The organism is Burkholderiales bacterium, assembly GCA_023511995.1.
Classification (GTDB): Bacteria; Pseudomonadota; Gammaproteobacteria; order Burkholderiales; family Thiobacteraceae; genus Thiobacter.
In genome coordinates this window covers 52,578-67,082 of sequence record JAIMAL010000006.1, presented here as the reverse complement: position 1 = coordinate 67,082, position 14,505 = coordinate 52,578, and the positions used below count along the sequence as shown (strand labels likewise).

Here is a 14,505-nt window from a genome sequence, read left to right as displayed (position 1 = left end):
CGGTCATGGCCATCTACGGCATCGGCACCGACATCGTGGAAGTGCGCCGCATGGCCGCCATCCTGGCCCACCACGGACAGCGCTTCGCTCGCCATCTGCTCAGCCCCTTGGAATGGGCGGAATTCGACGCCAGCACCTTTCCCGCCCGTTTCCTCGCCAAGCGTTTCGCCGCCAAGGAAGCCTTCGCCAAGGCCACCGGCCTGGGCCTGCGCCATCCCGTCAGCCTCACCCGCCTCACCATCACCCATGATGCCCTGGGCAAACCCGGCATCGCCTGGGACGGCGCGCTGGGGGCGTGGCTTGCCGAACAGGGCATTGTCGCCTGTCACCTCTCGGTGAGCGACGAAAAGGAACTGGTGGCGGCTTTCGTGGTGTTGGAGGGGAGGGGATGAAACCCCTGGGCCCGGTGATGGTGGACCTGGCGGGGACCGAACCCACCGCCGAGGAGCTCGCCCGTCTTGCCCATCCCCTGGTGGGGGGCGTCATCCTCTTTGCCCGCAACTACGCCTCCCCTGCGCAGCTTGTTTCCCTCACCCGGAGGCTGCACGCCCTGCGGGAGCCGAGGCTCCTCATCGGCGTGGACCACGAAGGAGGGCGGGTGCAGCGGTTTCGCGAGGGTTTCACCCTTCTGCCGCCCATGCGCCGCCTGGGCGAAATCTGGGACGAACACCCCCAGCGGGCGCGGCGGCTCGCCCATCAGGTGGGCTACGTGGCGGCGGCGGAGTTGCGCGCCTGCGGCGTGGATTTCAGCTTCGCGCCGGTGCTTGATCTCGACTACGGGGTGAGCGAGGTGATCGGCGACCGCGCTTTTCACCGGGAGCCCCAGGCGGTGGCCGAGCTCGCCCATGCCTTCATGCTGGGGATGAAGGAGGGGGGGATGGCCGCGGTGGGCAAACATTTCCCCGGCCACGGCCATGTGGTCGCGGATTCCCACGTGGCGGTGCCGGTGGACGAGCGGGAGCGGGTCGATCTGGAGCTCGCCGATCTCATTCCTTTCCGCCGCATGATCCATTTCGGACTGCCGGCGATCATGCCTGCGCACGTGATCTATCCCCGCGTCGATGATCGACCGGCGGGGTTTTCGCCCGTCTGGCTCAAGGGCATCCTGCGCGGGGAACTGGGGTTCGATGGTGCCATCTTCAGTGACGATCTGAGCATGGAGGGCGCCAGTGTTGCCGGCGACGTGGTGGATCGGGCCCGCGCCGCCCTCGAGGCCGGCTGTGACATGGTGCTGGTGTGCAACGATCCCGATGGGGCGCAAAAGGTGCTCGATCGCCTGCAATGGACCCCCCCGCCGGTGAGCCTGGTCCGCCTGGCGCGCCTGCATGGCCGGCCCGGCGCCCCCGATCCCGTCCGCCTGCACGAAGACCCCCATTACGCCGCGGCCGTGCACGCGGTGGGGGAAATCGGCGGCAAAAGCGGTGAGCTCGCCCTCTGACCGGAGCGAGAGCCGTGCACCCCGCCGAACCCCACGCCCACCCTCACCACGAACACGCGGCCGGCCGCGCCTTGGGCTGGGCGGTGGCGCTCACCCTGGGCTTTGCCCTGGTGGAGGCGGTGGGCGGCTTCTGGGCGGGGTCACTCGCCCTGTTGTCCGATGCCGGCCACATGGCCACCGATGCCTTTTCCCTGCTCCTTGCCGCTTTTGCCGCCTGGCTTTCCCGCCAGCCGCCCTCGGCGCGGCACAGTTATGGGCTTGCGCGGGCGGAAGTGGTGGGCGGGCTCACCAATGGTGTCCTGATGCTGGCGGTGATCGTGTACATTGTCGTCGAGGCAGTGGACCGCTTGCTCCATCCCCGCCCCGTGGCCGGCGCCTGGGTGATGGGCATCGCCGCCGTAGGACTCGCCATCAATGTCCTGGTGGCCTGGGTGCTGAGCCGGGGCGGGACGGGACTAAACGTGCGTGCCGCCCTGCTGCATGTCCTGGGGGACCTCGCCGGCTCGGTGGCCGCCCTCACCGCCGGTGCCATCGTGCATTTCACCGGCTGGAGCCTGGCCGACCCCCTTCTCTCCCTCGTGGTGGCGGGCCTCATTCTTTTCGCCACCCTGCGCCTGCTGCGGGAGGCGCTCAACGTCCTCATGGAAGGTGTGCCCCCCAGCCTCGCTCTGGACGAAGTGGGCCGGGCGTTGGCCCAGGTGCCCGGGGTGGAGTCCGTCCATGACCTGCACATCTGGACTTTAGCCAGCGGACGCATCGCCCTTTCCGCCCACGTGGTGGTGAACGACCTTTCCCGCTGGCCGCGCACCCTGGCGGCGATCCAGGAGCTTTTGGATGGGCGCTTCGGCATCGGCCACGTCACCGTGCAGCCGGAGCTGCGGCCCCCGACGCGGGCGGTGGCCTCGCTTTCCGGTCTGCGCTCCCGATCGGGCAAATCCGGGACATGAAGACTTTCGAAGCCGCCTGTGAAGACTGTCCGCGCCTTTCGGCCTTCCTCGCCGAGGTGCGGCGGCGCCATCCAGACTACCATGCACGGCCGGTGCCGCCCTTCGGCGCCTCCCGTCCGAGACTGCTGGTGGTGGGACTCGCCCCGGGCCTGCACGGCGCCAACCGCACCGGCCGACCCTTTACCGGCGATTACGCCGGCATCCTCCTCTACGCCACCCTCTACCGTTTCGGTTTCGCCAACCGGCCGGTGGCGGAACACGCCGCGGACGGCCTGGAGCTCATCGACTGCCGCATCACCAATGCGGTCAAATGCCTGCCCCCGCAGAACAAGCCGACGCCAGAGGAAATCAGATGCTGCAACAAGTACTTGGCATCAGAACTTCAAGCGCTGGATAAGAATTCCGCGGTCCTCGCCTTGGGCCAGATCGCCCACCATGCCGTGCTGCAGGCGCTGGGGGTCCGCGCCCGGGATTTTCCCTTCGGCCATGGCAGGGTGCATCACCTGCCGCGCCTGACGCTCTTCGATAGCTATCACTGCAGCCGCTACAATACCCAGACGCGACGCCTCACCCCGGCCATGTTCGAGGCCGTGGTGGCGGCCATTCGAAGCCACTTGGAGAGGAGCTGACATGCCCTACGTCAACATCCGTATCGCCGGCACCCTGACCCGGGAGCAGAAGCGCAAAATCGCCGAGGAAATCACGGACACCCTTGAACGCATCGCCCACAAACCCAAGTCCTACACCTACATCGCCTTCGATGAGCTGCCGGACGAGCAATGGGCCATCGGCGGCAAGCTGCTCGATGAAAGTGACTGAATATCAAACTCTTACATAGACAACCTCAAGCGGAATCTGAGATGTTGGACACGACCTTCCTGGCCGGTCTGCCCCATCTGCCGGGGGTCTATCGCATGTTGGGGGCGGACGGGAACGTGCTTTACGTGGGCAAGGCGCGGGACCTCAAAAAGCGGGTCTCGTCCTATTTCCAGAAGACCGTTCTTTCCCCCCGCATCCAGCTCATGCTGTCCCAGGTGGCGCGCGTCGAGATCACCGTCACCCGCTCCGAGCACGAGGCCCTGCTCCTGGAAAACAATCTGATCAAGGGCCTGGCCCCCCGCTACAACATTCTCTTCCGCGACGACAAGTCCTATCCCTACATTGTCCTCACCGGTCATGCCTTCCCCCGCCTGGCCTTGCATCGGGGACCGCAGAAAAAGGGCGACCGCTATTTCGGCCCCTATCCCAACGCCCATGCGGTGCGGGAAAGCATCCAGCTTTTGCAGAAAGTCTTCCGCCTGCGCACCTGCGAGGATGGGGTGTTCAGCCACCGTTCCCGTCCCTGCCTTTTGCACCAGATCCAACGCTGCACCGCACCCTGCGTGGGGGCGGTGAGCGAGGCCGACTACGCCCGAGAGGTGGAACGGGCCAGCGCCTTTCTCCTGGGGCGGGAGCAGCACGTCCTCGACGAACTGACCCAGGCCATGCTGGCCGCCTCGGAAGCCCAGGCCTATGAGGAGGCGGCCTTCTACCGGGACCGGATCAAGGCCCTGCGGGCGGTGCAGGAGCGCCAGTTCGTGGAAAGCGGGCGGCAGGTAAACGCGGATGTGGTGGCCGTGGCGGTGGAGGCGGGGCTTGCCTGTGTCAATCTGACCATGATCCGCGCCGGCCGGCACCTGGGGGACAAGGCCATCTTCCCCCAGCATGCGGAAGGGCACGACCCGGCCCGCATCCTGGAAGCTTTCCTCGCCCAGCATTACGGGGAACAGCCGGCTCCCCCCCTCATCCTGGTCAACACCGACATCGACCGGGCGGAGCTCGGCGAACTCTTGAGTGCCACCAGCGGACATCGGGTGCAGATCGTCAACCGTGTGACCGGTGAGCGCCGGGTGTGGCTGGAGATGGCGGCGAAGAATGCGCTGCTTGCCATCCGGCAGCGGCTTGCCCAGCAAAGCACCCAAGAGGCCCGCCTCGCCGCCTTGCTGGAGGCGCTGGGACTGCCCGAAAGCCTGCGCCGCATCGAGTGCTTCGACATCTCCCACACCCTCGGCGAGGCCACCGTCGCCGCCTGTGTGGTCTATGACGACTTCGCCCTGAGACCCGCGGAATACCGCCGTTTCAACATCGAGCCGGGGGTGGCGGGCGACGATTACGGCGCGATGCGGCAAGCCCTCACCCGCCGCTACCGCCGGCTGGCGGCAGGGGAGGGGAAGCTGCCCGACCTGCTCCTCATCGATGGCGGCCGTGGCCAGGTGGCCGTGGCGCGCAGCGTGCTCGCCGAGCTAGGGGTGGGCGAGGTGGAAGTGGTGGGCGTGGCCAAGGGCCCGGGACGCAAGCCCGGGCTCGAGCAACTGGTCTTTGGTGACAGAAGGGAACCGCTGCGTCTACCCACTGACCATCCGGGCCTGCATCTCATCCAGCAAATCCGCGACGAAGCCCACCGTTTCGCCATCACCGGCCACCGCGCGCGCCGGGGCAAGGCGCGCACCCATTCCCTGCTGGACGAAATCCCGGGCGTGGGCCCCAAGCGGCGACAGATGCTTTTGCGCCGTTTCGGCGGGCTGAAGGGCCTGCGGGATGCCAGCATTGACGAGCTGGCCAAGGTGGAGGGCATCAGCCGCACCCTGGCGGAAAAAATCTACGCCTCTTTTCACTGATCCCATGCCGCTCAATCTGCCCAACCTCCTCACCTGGCTTCGCATCGTCCTCATTCCGGTTTTCGTGCTGCTTTTCCACCTACCGGAAGGGTGGCTTGACGCCCACCTCCTCAACATGACCGCCGCCGCCCTCTTCGCTGCCGCAGCCGTCACCGACTGGCTGGATGGCTACCTCGCCCGGGCGCTCAACCAGACTTCCCCCTTCGGCGCCTTCCTTGATCCGGTGGCGGACAAGCTGATGGTCGCCGCGGCGCTCATCATGCTGCTGGAGCTGGGACGGGTCGAAGGCGTCATCGCCCTCATCATCATCGGGCGGGAGATCGCCATTTCGGCGCTGCGCGAGTGGATGGCGGGGGTGGGGCAGGGCAGGAGCGTGGCGGTGGCCTTCATTGGCAAGATCAAGACCGCCTCCCAGATGGTGGCCATCCTGCTGCTCCTCTATGGGGAGCCGGTGGCAGGACTGCCCATCCGCGAGATGGGCACCTGGCTCATTTATCTCGCGGCCCTTCTCACCATCCTGTCCATGATCTACTACATGATGCAGGCGGTGCGCTCGGCGCGTGGCGGGGGGGTTGGTTGACATCGCGCCGCGCTTGGGTAAAATGGCGGCTCTCGTCAGGCGGGAATAGCTCAGCTGGTAGAGCGCAACCTTGCCAAGGTTGAGGTCGCGAGTTCGAGACTCGTTTCCCGCTCCAAATCCGGGGAAAGCGAAGGCGAGTACTTCGTTTTCCCTTTTTAGTTTTGCCGGGCGCCTGTCTGGCGCCCATCTGCACAGTTTCGCAATCCGTGGGTTCCACAGGGCGGGGTGGCAGAGTGGTTATGCAGCGGCCTGCAAAGCCGTGGACGCCGGTTCGATTCCGACCCCCGCCTCCACATCCGCCCGGGTGGTGGAACAGGTAGACACAAGGGACTTAAAATCCCTCGGGCCAAAAGCCCGTGCCGGTTCGAGTCCGGCTCCGGGCACCACTTCGCCGGCTTGAGCCCCCCGGATTCTCCCTTTTTCCCCGGATTCTCCCTTTTTCTTGTCCAGCGGCGTCGCCGCTAAAGTTTCCGCCGTCGTTGCCGATTACTGCAGGCAAACCGGGATCCTGTGACCATGCCTGCTTTGAACGTTTCTCCCCAAGGGCCGCTTACCGCCGAAGAGCGCCTGTTCCTGGCGCGCCTGGCCGCCCTCAACGCGGCCTGTGAAGGGGCGCGGGCCGGTGCGGGGGCGCGGGGTTTTGCCGAGGATGCGGCAGCCGTCGATGCGCTGCTGGAGCGCCTCTTTTCCGCGCTCACCCGTTCCGATCCCACGCCGGTGGGGTGAGGGTTTTCCCAACTCAGCGTTTCCTCGTCCCCACGACAGCCCGCCCTCGGCGAGGGGACTACCACGCCCGCGTTCGTCTTCCGTGCGGGAACCAACCACACGCGCGACGTTTCCGGACAGTGCGGCAAGCCTGGGGTCTTGGCCGGATCCCCGTGCCCCCAAATCGTTTCGCCCGGGCCGCGGGCTGGTGGGGGAAACAGAGCGGGAGCGTGGGGGGCCGAAAGACGCCCGCGGCGCCCTGAACCACAATCCCAACTAATTTGACATAATACACATTATGCGAAGGAATGCTTTCCCGGGGTTGAGCTGGCTGGCCCTTGCGTGACGTCCTCAGGGGCTCGCCCTGGCTGCCGCTTGCTGGGCAGCGGCAACGATCGCGGCCACATCGGTGTTGCCATTTTCCAAGGCCAGTTCCCGCGCCGTCTTGCCCGTCACGTCCTGCGCCCGGGGATCGGCACCGGCGGCAAGCAGACGCCGGACGATGGTTTCATGCCCCTTCATCGCCGCCAGCATGAGCGCGGTGAGGCCGGACCGGTTGGCGGTATTGACCGGTGAGGCGGCCTCGAGGAGCATGGCCACGACTTCCTCGTGCCCGGCCAGTGCTGCGTACATGAGCGGTGTCCAGCCGCGGTGATTGGGCGCGACCGAAGCCCCCCGGTCCAATAGGAGCCGCACGATGCGGGCATCACCGCCCCAGGCGGCGAGGTGCAGCGCGGTGTCGCCAAAGGCGTTGGTCTGGTGGACGCGGGCGCCGGCTGCAAGGAGCACCCGCACCGAGGCGAGGCTTCCTTCCCGTGCTGCCCGCATGAGCAACGTGTTGCCCGCCTCATCGCTCAGGTTGACGTCCGCGCCCCGGGCCAGTTGCGTCCGGACTTCCCCCGCGTCGTCGATCTGGATGGCCTGGACGATGTCGTCGCGGATGTCACCGGCGCGGGCGGAGGGGGAAAGGGCCAGGCCGGCAATGAGGAACGCCTGAAAAAGTCTATTGTGCAACAGAGGCTTGACGGAACAAGTTAAAGAAATTTCTCCATGTGGCGGCGCCCACCTCGTCCACCCCGATGCCCTTGACGCGGGCGATCTCCTCCGCCACGTGTTTCACATAGGCGGGTTCGTTGGTCTTGCCGCGGAAGGGCACGGGCGCGAGATAGGGCGAGTCGGTTTCGATGAGCATGCGCTCCAGGGGGACCTCGCGTGCTACCTCTCTGAGGGCGGTGGCGTTCTTGAAGGTGACGATGCCGGAAAAGGAGATGTAAAACCCCAGGTCCATCGCCGCCTGGGCCACCTCCCAACTCTCGGTGAAGCAGTGCATCACCCCCCCCACTTCTTGGGCCCGCTCTTCCCGCAGCAGGCGCAGGGTGTCTGCCGCCGCCTCCCGGCTGTGGATGATGAGGGGCTTGCCCACCTCCCGCGCCGCGCGGATGTGGGTGCGGAAGCGCGCCCGCTGCCATTCTAGATCGCCCTTGAGGCGAAAATAGTCGAGGCCGGTTTCGCCAATGGCCACCACCTTGGGATCGGAGGCGAGGCTGACCAGCTCGGCGACGGTGGGTTCCGGTGTGTCGGTGTAGTCCGGATGCACACCGACGGAGGCGAAGAGATTCCCATGCTGTTGGGCCAGCGCCCGTACCTTGGAGAAGTCAGGCAGATTGACGCCCACGCAGAGGGCATGGGTGACCTGGTTATCCGCCATGCGGGCAAGGATTTCCCCGGTGTGCGGAGCAAGCTCCGGGAAATCCAGATGGCAATGGGAATCGACAAACATGGCGCGGGGCGCCCCTCACATGGTGTGGGTGGGGCGCGTCGATTTCAGCGAGCCGCCAAGCAGGCCCTCGATCTTGTTGCGGGCGGCGGTGCCGCTTTCGTTGGCGGCGAATTCGACGCCGATGCCCTGGGTCTTGCCCCCTTGGGCGCCGGCGGGGGTAATCCACACCACGCGGCCGGCAACGGGAATCTTGTTAGGGTCGTTCATGAGGGTGAGCAGCATGAAGACCTCATCCCCCAGCTTGTAGGACTTGTTGGTGGGAATGAAGATGCCGCCGTTTTTCAGATAGGGCATATAAGCCGCGTAGAGCGCGGACTTCTCCTTGATGCTGAGGGACAGCACCCCGGGTCGGGTGGCGGGTTTGTTCTGCGTTTCAGCCATTTTCCCTCGTCAACAGCCGTTGGTAGGCGGAAAAAACACTTTCCAGGAGCAACTGGGTGTTCAGGGGATGCTTAAGGTGCCGGCGCACCCCTGCCACCTCCCGCAAAAAGCGCAACAGAGCAGTCACATTAACCCCTGCGCCCAGTTCCTGCAAGCGGCCGGCGAAATCCGGATTGTAACGGACCCGGCCGGCCAGCCGCACGGCAAGCAGATCATAGAGCCACTTCTGCAGCCAGTCGATGAGCTCCGCCAGCTCCTGCCGGCTCCCCTCTTCCGCCAGCCGCAACCAGTCGAGGCGGGCAGGTTCCGCCAGCGCCGAAAGGAAGGCCCGGCGGCTTTCTAGGCGTTCGGCCGCGGCATAGCTTTGGGCCAAGAGGGGCGCCCCGCCGCTGATGGCAAGACACAGCTCGGCCTCGGCTACCCCCTGCCCTTCCAGCCACGCCCGGGCCGCTTCGCGGCCAGGCAACGGGAGGGCCACCGCCCGGCAGCGGCTCAGCACGGTGGGCGGAAGCTGCCGCGGCTGGTGGCTCACCAGCAGGAATACCGTATTTTCGGCGGGTTCCTCCAAAGTCTTGAGGAGCGCATTGGCGGCCGCGACGTTCATGGCCTCGGCGGGATGGATGAGGATCACCCGCGGCCCGTGCTGATGGGTGGAAAGGGTGACGAAATCCGAAAGCTCCCGCACCTGGCCGATGCCGATCTGCTGGGTTCCGCGGCCAACTTCGCCCTCCCCTTCCCGCTCCTCCGGCTCGAGGAGGCGGAAGTCGGGGTGGGTACCCACGCGGAAGAGATGACAGGCGCGGCAGTGGCCGCAGGCGTGCCCCTCCTGGGGCGCCTCGCAGAGGAGAAAGCGGGCGAATTCGAAGGCAAAGGCCCGTTTGCCGATGCCCCGCCGTCCATGGAGCAGCAGGGCGTGGGGCAGCCGCGGTCGCTTTGCGACGAGCCGCTGCCAGACGGGGATCTGCCAGGGGTAAAGGCTCATGGTGAAAGTCACCTGCCAAGGGCCATCCGGCGCTCAGCCGAGCTCGCCGAGGATGGTCGCCAGCGTCTCGCGGATGGCGGCGATGGGTCGGCTTGCGTCCACCACCCGGATGCGTTCCGGGAAGGCGCGCGCTCGTTCCAGGTAGGCGTTTCTCACCCGCTGGAAGAAATCCTGCTTTTCCGCTTCGAAGCGGTCGCGCACGGCACTTAAGGCAAGGCGCGCTTGGCTTACCTCCCAGGGTACGTCGAAGAGGAGGGTGAGGTCCGGCTGGAGCCCCTGCTGCACCCAGTCTTCCAAGGCTTCCAGTTTGGCTGCGGGGATACCCCGCCCGCCGCCCTGATAGGCAAAGGTGGCATCGGTGAAGCGGTCGGAGACGACCCAATGCCCCTTGCCCATGGCGGGCAGGATGACTTTGTCGATGTGTTCCCGGCGGGCGGCGAACATGAGCAGGGTTTCCGTGTCAGAGTGCATGGGCTGCCCCAGCAGGAGATCCCGCAGCATCTCCCCCAGCGGGGTGCCGCCGGGCTCCCGGGTCACCACCACGGTGTGACCCCGTGCCTGCAGCCATTCGGCAATCCAAGGCAGATGGGTGCTCTTGCCGGCCCCATCGATGCCTTCCAGCGTGATGAATTTTCCCCGCATCCTCACCTCAGTTGGTAACGGGCCACCGCCCGGTTGTGTTCCGTCAGGGTCTCCGAAAAGGCGTGGGTGCCATCGCCCCGGCTCACGAAATAGAGGGCGCGTGTGGGGGCGGGATGGAGTGCGGCGCGGATGGCCGCCAGCCCCGGCATGGCAATGGGAGTGGGCGGCAGACCCGGTCGCAGGTAGGTATTGTAAGGCCCGTCGGTTTCCAGGTGTCGCCGCCGCAGGTTGCCATCGAAGGCCTCGCCCAGGCCATAGATGACGGTGGGGTCGGTCTGCAGGCGCATGTTGAGGCGCAGCCGGTTGACGAAGACGCCGGCAATGAGGGGCCGCTCCTCCGCCACGCCGGTTTCCTTTTCCACGATGGAGGCCATGATGAGGGCTTCGTAGGGGCTGCGGTAGGGTAGCCCCGACTGCCGCCCCTCCCATTCCCGGGCGAGGTGGTGTTCCAGCAGGGCGTGGGCACGGCGCAGGATGGAAAGGTCACTCACCCCGGCGCCGAAGTAGTAGGTGTCGGGAAAAAACAGACCCTCCGGATGGGGGGAGTCGATGCCCAGGCGGCGCAGGATTTCCTGCTCGGAAAGCCCTTTGGTTTCATGGCGCAGTGCCGGATGGGCATCCAGCGCCTCGCGCACCTGACGGAAGGTCCAGCCCTCGATGAAGCGGATTTCGGCCACCTGCACCTCACCACGGGTGAGCATGCGGTAGAGCTCAAGACCCGTGGGCGGCTGCTCCAGGAGATAGTTTCCCGCCTTGAGGTCGGTGGCCCGACCCGTTAGCCGCACCAGGGTGATGAAGCTCCACGGCTCCCGCAAAAGCCCCGCTGCCGTGAGCTGTCGCGCCACGCTTCTGAGGCTGCTGCCCGGGGTAAGCTCGAAGGCGAAGGGCGTCTGCGGCAGGGGCAGGCGGGAGACCGCAAACCAGGCCAGCCAGCCGGTAACCAAGAGCACCCCGGAAACCAAAAGAAGGATCAAGCGTTTAAGCATCGTCTTCGGCCAGGAGGGCATCCAGCGCCCCGGCAAGGCCGCCCACCGTGAAGGGATGTTGTCCCAGGGCCCGCACCGGCCACAGGCCGATGATACTGTTGCAGACGAAGACCTCTTCCGCGGCCAGCAGCTCCGGGAGACCAAAGCGGGCCACTTCGGGCTTCAGTCCGAGACGGGGGGCTTTTTCCAGGATGCGTTCCCTTTGCACACCCGCCACGCCGCAAAGGCTGAGGTCCGGGGTGAGGAGGCGGTCGCCCCGCCGCAGGAAAAGATTGCTCATGGTGCCCTCGATGACCATGCCCTCCTCATCGAGGAGCAGGCCTTCCGGCACCTCGGGATCGCTCCATTCCGCCCGCGCGAGGACGTTTTCCAGGCGGTTTAAGTGCTTCACCCCAGCAAGCCGCGGCTGGTGGGCGAGGCGCAGCTTGCAAAGGTGAAGCCGCACCCCTTCCCGGCGATAGCTTGGGGGATGATCCGGCAGCGGCGCGCGCAGCAGGATACGGGTGGGCGTCAGGGCCCGGGCGCCGTAGCCGCGGCCCCCTTCCCCCCGGGTGACGACGATTTTCAGCACACAGTCCGCCTCCTCCACCAGTGCCGCGATCTCCCCTTCTAGCCGGGAGGCCTCCGGGGGCGCGATGCCCAGCCGGCTGCAATCGCTGCAAAGGCGCCGGTAGTGGCGGGACCAGCACAGGGGCCGGCCGCCGGCCACGCGCAGGGTGCGGAACACGCCATCGCCGTACATGAGGCCGCGGTCCAGGACCCCCACGTGGGAGGTCGCCACCCCATTGACGAGGGTCCGGACGAGGCCTGGCTTGGCTTCAGTCATGGAAGACCCCCAAGGCGCGCAACAGGCCCCTGGCCTTGGCGCGCGTTTCTGCCAATTCCCGCTCCGGCCGGGAGTCGGCGACGATGCCCGCCCCCGCCCAGAATTCGAGCCGCCCCTCCTCCACCATGAAGCTACGGATGAGGATGTTGAGGTCGAGGCTGCCGTCCCGGTTCACATAGCCCATGCTGCCCGTATAGGCGAGGCGGGGCACCGCCTCCAGTTCCCGGATGATTTCCAGGCAGCGGACCTTGGGGCAGCCGGTGATGGTGCCCCCCGGAAACAGGGCGCGCACCACTTGCGCCGGAGAGACGCCGGGTCGCAGCCGACCGCGCACGGTGGATTCCAGGTGATGCACGTGGGCGTAGGAGGTGAGTTCCAGCAGGCGGGGAACCTCGACGCTCCCCGGCACACAGACCCGGCCCAGGTCATTGCGTTCCAGATCCACCAGCATGATGTGTTCGGCGCGTTCCTTGGCGGTGGCAAGGAGTTCCGCGCGCAGGGCGGCATCGGCGGCCGGGTCCGCCGCCCGCGGGCGGGTGCCGGCGATGGGGCGTGTTTCGATGGCCGTGCCTTCAATGCGCACCAGGCGTTCCGGGGAAGAGCTCACGATCGCTTCCCGGCCAAAGTGGGCAAGCCCGGCAAAAGGCGCCGGATTGTGGCGGGACAGGGCCGCATAAAGATCGGCGGCGCTCACCCCGGCGGCAAGCGCCGCCTGCCAGCGGCGGGCGAGATTCACCTGGAACACGTCCCCTTCGCGAATGTAGGCGAGAACGCGGCCCACCCCTTCCAGAAAGGTTTCCGCGGGGGCTTCCTCGACCCATTGGGCGACCGCCGGGGCCGGCTGCCAGGCGGATTTGGCCTGCGCGTCGGCAAGGAGGGTGTCGAGGCAATCCCGGTGGCCGGCTTCGGCAACGGCGTAGGCCCGCTGCCGCTCCCGGTCCACGAGGAGGGCGGCGGGGATGCGGCTCAACACCGCCAGCGGAAAATCCGCCAGCGGCTGTCGGGGCGGGACCCGGGGCTCGATTTCCTGCAGCACCTCATAGCCGAGGTAAACGAACCAGCCGCCGCGGAAGGGAAGCCGGCTGGGGGATGGGGGCTGCGCCTCTTCCCGCCAGGCCGCCTCCAGGGCGGCAAGCACGCCCGTTTCCCCCAGGCGGAAGCGTCGGGTGTGCGAGGGACAGGCGAAGAGGATGTCCCAGCCCGCCCCCGCCAGGGTCTGCAGGAGGTAGGGGTAGCGCTCCGGCCAGGTCGCATGGAGGGCGAGGAGATCGGGCAGGGCCGGCAGCTCGATTTCGATCGGCGCGCTCATGGTGCGGCGGCGCCGCGGCAGGCGTCAGACCCTGCGGAAGACCAACGTGCCGTTGGTGCCGCCAAAACCGAAGGAGTTGGAGAGGGCCACGCGAATGCTCATTTTCCGCGCCGCATTGGCGGCGTAGTCGAGATCGCATTCCGGGTCCGGGGAAAACAGGTTGATGGTGGGCGGCGCCACCTGGTCGCGGATCGCCAGAGCGGTGAACACCGCTTCCACTCCGCCCGCCGCCCCCAGGAGGTGGCCGGTCATGGACTTGGTGGAACTCATCACCAGCTTGCGGGCATGGTCGCCGAAGGCAGCCTTGACGGCCACGGTTTCCGCCTTGTCGCCCAAGGGGGTGGAGGTGCCGTGGGCGTTGATGTAATCCACTTCCTCCGGGGCCACCCCCGCATCCCGCAGGGCGTTGCGCATGCAGCGCGCCGCCCCCGCCCCGTCCTCGCAGGGGGCGGTCATGTGGTAGGCATCCGCCCCCATGCCGAAGCCGATGAGCTCGCAATAGATTTTGGCGCCCCGGGCCACCGCCCGCTCGTATTCTTCCAACACCAGCACGCCGGCGCCCTCCCCCAGGACGAAGCCGTCGCGGCCGCTATCCCAGGGGCGGCTGGCGGCAGCGGGATCGTCGTTGCGGGTGGACAGCGCCTTCGCCGCGGCGAAACCGCCGATGGCCAGGGGGGTCACGGTGGCTTCCGCCCCGCCCGCCACCATCACGTCGGCATCCCCATACTGGATGAGGCGCGCCGCCTCACCGATGCAATGGGTGGCGGTCGTGCAGGCGGTAACGATGGCAAGATTCGGGCCCTCAAAACCATACATGATGGAGAGGTTGCCCGAAATCATGTTGATGATGGTGGCGGGGATGAAAAAGGGGGAAATTCGGCGCGGACCGTTGGCGAGATACTCGCTGTGGGTGGATTCGATCATGGGCAGGCCGCCGATGCCGGAGCCGACGATGACGCCATACCGCTCGGGGTCTTCCGGTTTGGGGTCGATGCCGGCATCGCGCAGCGCCTGGATGCTGGCCGCCATCCCGTAATGGATGAAGGTATCCATGCGCCGGGCTTCCTTGGCGGACAGGTAGGCGCCGACGTCGAAACCCTTCACCTCTCCGGCGATCTGGGAAGCGAAGGCGGAAGCGTCGAAGCGCGTGATGCGGGTGATGCCGGAACGGCCGGCGAGGATGTTGGCCCAGGCTTCATCCACGGTGTTGCCCACCGGGCTGACGATCCCCAGGCCGGTAACGGCGACTCTGCGTCTGACCAAACGATGACT

17 protein-coding genes and 3 tRNA genes are annotated in these 14,505 nt (G+C 66.8%); 11 read left to right on the top strand and 9 right to left on the bottom strand.

Annotation, left to right across the window (positions count from 1 at the left end):
* Positions 1 to 5 precede the first annotated feature (5 nt).
* The 11 genes from acpS to K6T56_04585 all read left to right on the top strand — a co-directional run bounded on the left by acpS (position 6) and on the right by K6T56_04585 (position 6,348).
* On the top strand, positions 6 to 392 hold the full coding sequence (acpS, locus tag K6T56_04635) for a holo-ACP synthase (protein ID MCL6555632.1): 387 nt from the start codon (positions 6 to 8) through the stop codon (positions 390 to 392).
* Positions 389 to 1,438: a beta-N-acetylhexosaminidase gene (gene nagZ / locus K6T56_04630; GenBank protein ID MCL6555631.1), complete on the top strand. Its 1,050-nt coding sequence runs from the start codon at positions 389 to 391 to the stop codon at positions 1,436 to 1,438. The genes acpS and nagZ overlap by 4 nt, the downstream gene beginning before the upstream one ends.
* Before the next feature lie 14 nt (positions 1,439 to 1,452).
* Complete coding sequence (locus tag K6T56_04625) at positions 1,453 to 2,385, top strand: cation diffusion facilitator family transporter (GenBank protein MCL6555630.1); 933 nt, start codon at positions 1,453 to 1,455, stop codon at positions 2,383 to 2,385.
* Positions 2,382 to 3,014 (top strand): uracil-DNA glycosylase, encoded by a 633-nt coding sequence (locus tag K6T56_04620; GenBank protein MCL6555629.1) that lies wholly within the window; start codon positions 2,382 to 2,384, stop codon positions 3,012 to 3,014. The genes K6T56_04625 and K6T56_04620 overlap by 4 nt, the downstream gene beginning before the upstream one ends.
* 1 nt (position 3,015) lies before the next feature.
* Positions 3,016 to 3,204, top strand: a complete 189-nt coding sequence (locus K6T56_04615; protein ID MCL6555628.1) for a 4-oxalocrotonate tautomerase family protein — start codon at positions 3,016 to 3,018, stop codon at positions 3,202 to 3,204.
* A gap of 41 nt (positions 3,205 to 3,245) precedes the next feature.
* Complete coding sequence (uvrC, locus tag K6T56_04610) at positions 3,246 to 5,042, top strand: excinuclease ABC subunit UvrC (GenBank protein MCL6555627.1); 1,797 nt, start codon at positions 3,246 to 3,248, stop codon at positions 5,040 to 5,042.
* Positions 5,043 to 5,046: 4 nt separating this feature from the next.
* Positions 5,047 to 5,622, top strand: coding sequence for a CDP-diacylglycerol--glycerol-3-phosphate 3-phosphatidyltransferase (gene pgsA / locus K6T56_04605; GenBank protein MCL6555626.1), 576 nt, complete (start codon positions 5,047 to 5,049; stop codon positions 5,620 to 5,622).
* Between the two features lie 39 nt (positions 5,623 to 5,661).
* Positions 5,662 to 5,737: transfer RNA gene (locus K6T56_04600), tRNA-Gly, on the top strand.
* Between the two features lie 104 nt (positions 5,738 to 5,841).
* Positions 5,842 to 5,915, top strand: a tRNA-Cys gene (locus tag K6T56_04595).
* 5 nt (positions 5,916 to 5,920) lie between these two features.
* Positions 5,921 to 6,008 (top strand) — tRNA-Leu (locus K6T56_04590).
* Between the two features lie 130 nt (positions 6,009 to 6,138).
* Positions 6,139 to 6,348 carry a hypothetical protein gene (locus K6T56_04585; GenBank protein ID MCL6555625.1) on the top strand — a complete coding sequence of 70 codons (210 nt, stop codon included), beginning with the start codon at positions 6,139 to 6,141 and terminating at the stop codon, positions 6,346 to 6,348.
* A 330-nt stretch (positions 6,349 to 6,678) separates the two neighbouring features.
* Here K6T56_04585 and K6T56_04580 read toward each other — a convergent pair whose 3' ends face one another.
* The 9 genes from K6T56_04580 to fabF are packed head-to-tail and all read right to left on the bottom strand — an operon-like array spanning position 6,679 to position 14,496.
* On the bottom strand, positions 6,679 to 7,341 hold the full coding sequence (locus K6T56_04580) for an ankyrin repeat domain-containing protein (protein MCL6555624.1): 663 nt from the start codon (positions 7,339 to 7,341) through the stop codon (positions 6,679 to 6,681).
* Positions 7,331 to 8,107 (bottom strand): TatD family hydrolase, encoded by a 777-nt coding sequence (locus K6T56_04575; protein MCL6555623.1) that lies wholly within the window; start codon positions 8,105 to 8,107, stop codon positions 7,331 to 7,333. Before K6T56_04575 ends, K6T56_04580 begins: the two co-directional genes overlap by 11 nt.
* Before the next feature lie 15 nt (positions 8,108 to 8,122).
* Positions 8,123 to 8,488, bottom strand: coding sequence for a PilZ domain-containing protein (locus K6T56_04570; protein MCL6555622.1), 366 nt, complete (start codon positions 8,486 to 8,488; stop codon positions 8,123 to 8,125).
* Positions 8,481 to 9,470 carry a DNA polymerase III subunit delta' gene (locus K6T56_04565; GenBank protein ID MCL6555621.1) on the bottom strand — a complete coding sequence of 330 codons (990 nt, stop codon included), beginning with the start codon at positions 9,468 to 9,470 and terminating at the stop codon, positions 8,481 to 8,483. Before K6T56_04565 ends, K6T56_04570 begins: the two co-directional genes overlap by 8 nt.
* 33 nt (positions 9,471 to 9,503) lie before the next feature.
* Positions 9,504 to 10,112, bottom strand: a complete 609-nt coding sequence (gene tmk, locus K6T56_04560; GenBank protein MCL6555620.1) for a dTMP kinase — start codon at positions 10,110 to 10,112, stop codon at positions 9,504 to 9,506.
* A gap of 2 nt (positions 10,113 to 10,114) precedes the next feature.
* Positions 10,115 to 11,098 carry an endolytic transglycosylase MltG gene (mltG, locus tag K6T56_04555; protein ID MCL6555619.1) on the bottom strand — a complete coding sequence of 328 codons (984 nt, stop codon included), beginning with the start codon at positions 11,096 to 11,098 and terminating at the stop codon, positions 10,115 to 10,117.
* Positions 11,091 to 11,924: an aminodeoxychorismate lyase gene (pabC, locus tag K6T56_04550; GenBank protein MCL6555618.1), complete on the bottom strand. Its 834-nt coding sequence runs from the start codon at positions 11,922 to 11,924 to the stop codon at positions 11,091 to 11,093. The genes mltG and pabC overlap by 8 nt, the downstream gene beginning before the upstream one ends.
* Positions 11,917 to 13,233 carry an aminodeoxychorismate synthase component I gene (locus K6T56_04545; protein ID MCL6555617.1) on the bottom strand — a complete coding sequence of 439 codons (1,317 nt, stop codon included), beginning with the start codon at positions 13,231 to 13,233 and terminating at the stop codon, positions 11,917 to 11,919. The genes pabC and K6T56_04545 overlap by 8 nt, the downstream gene beginning before the upstream one ends.
* 24 nt (positions 13,234 to 13,257) lie before the next feature.
* Positions 13,258 to 14,496 (bottom strand): beta-ketoacyl-ACP synthase II, encoded by a 1,239-nt coding sequence (fabF, locus tag K6T56_04540; GenBank protein ID MCL6555616.1) that lies wholly within the window; start codon positions 14,494 to 14,496, stop codon positions 13,258 to 13,260.
* Positions 14,497 to 14,505 lie beyond the last annotated feature (9 nt).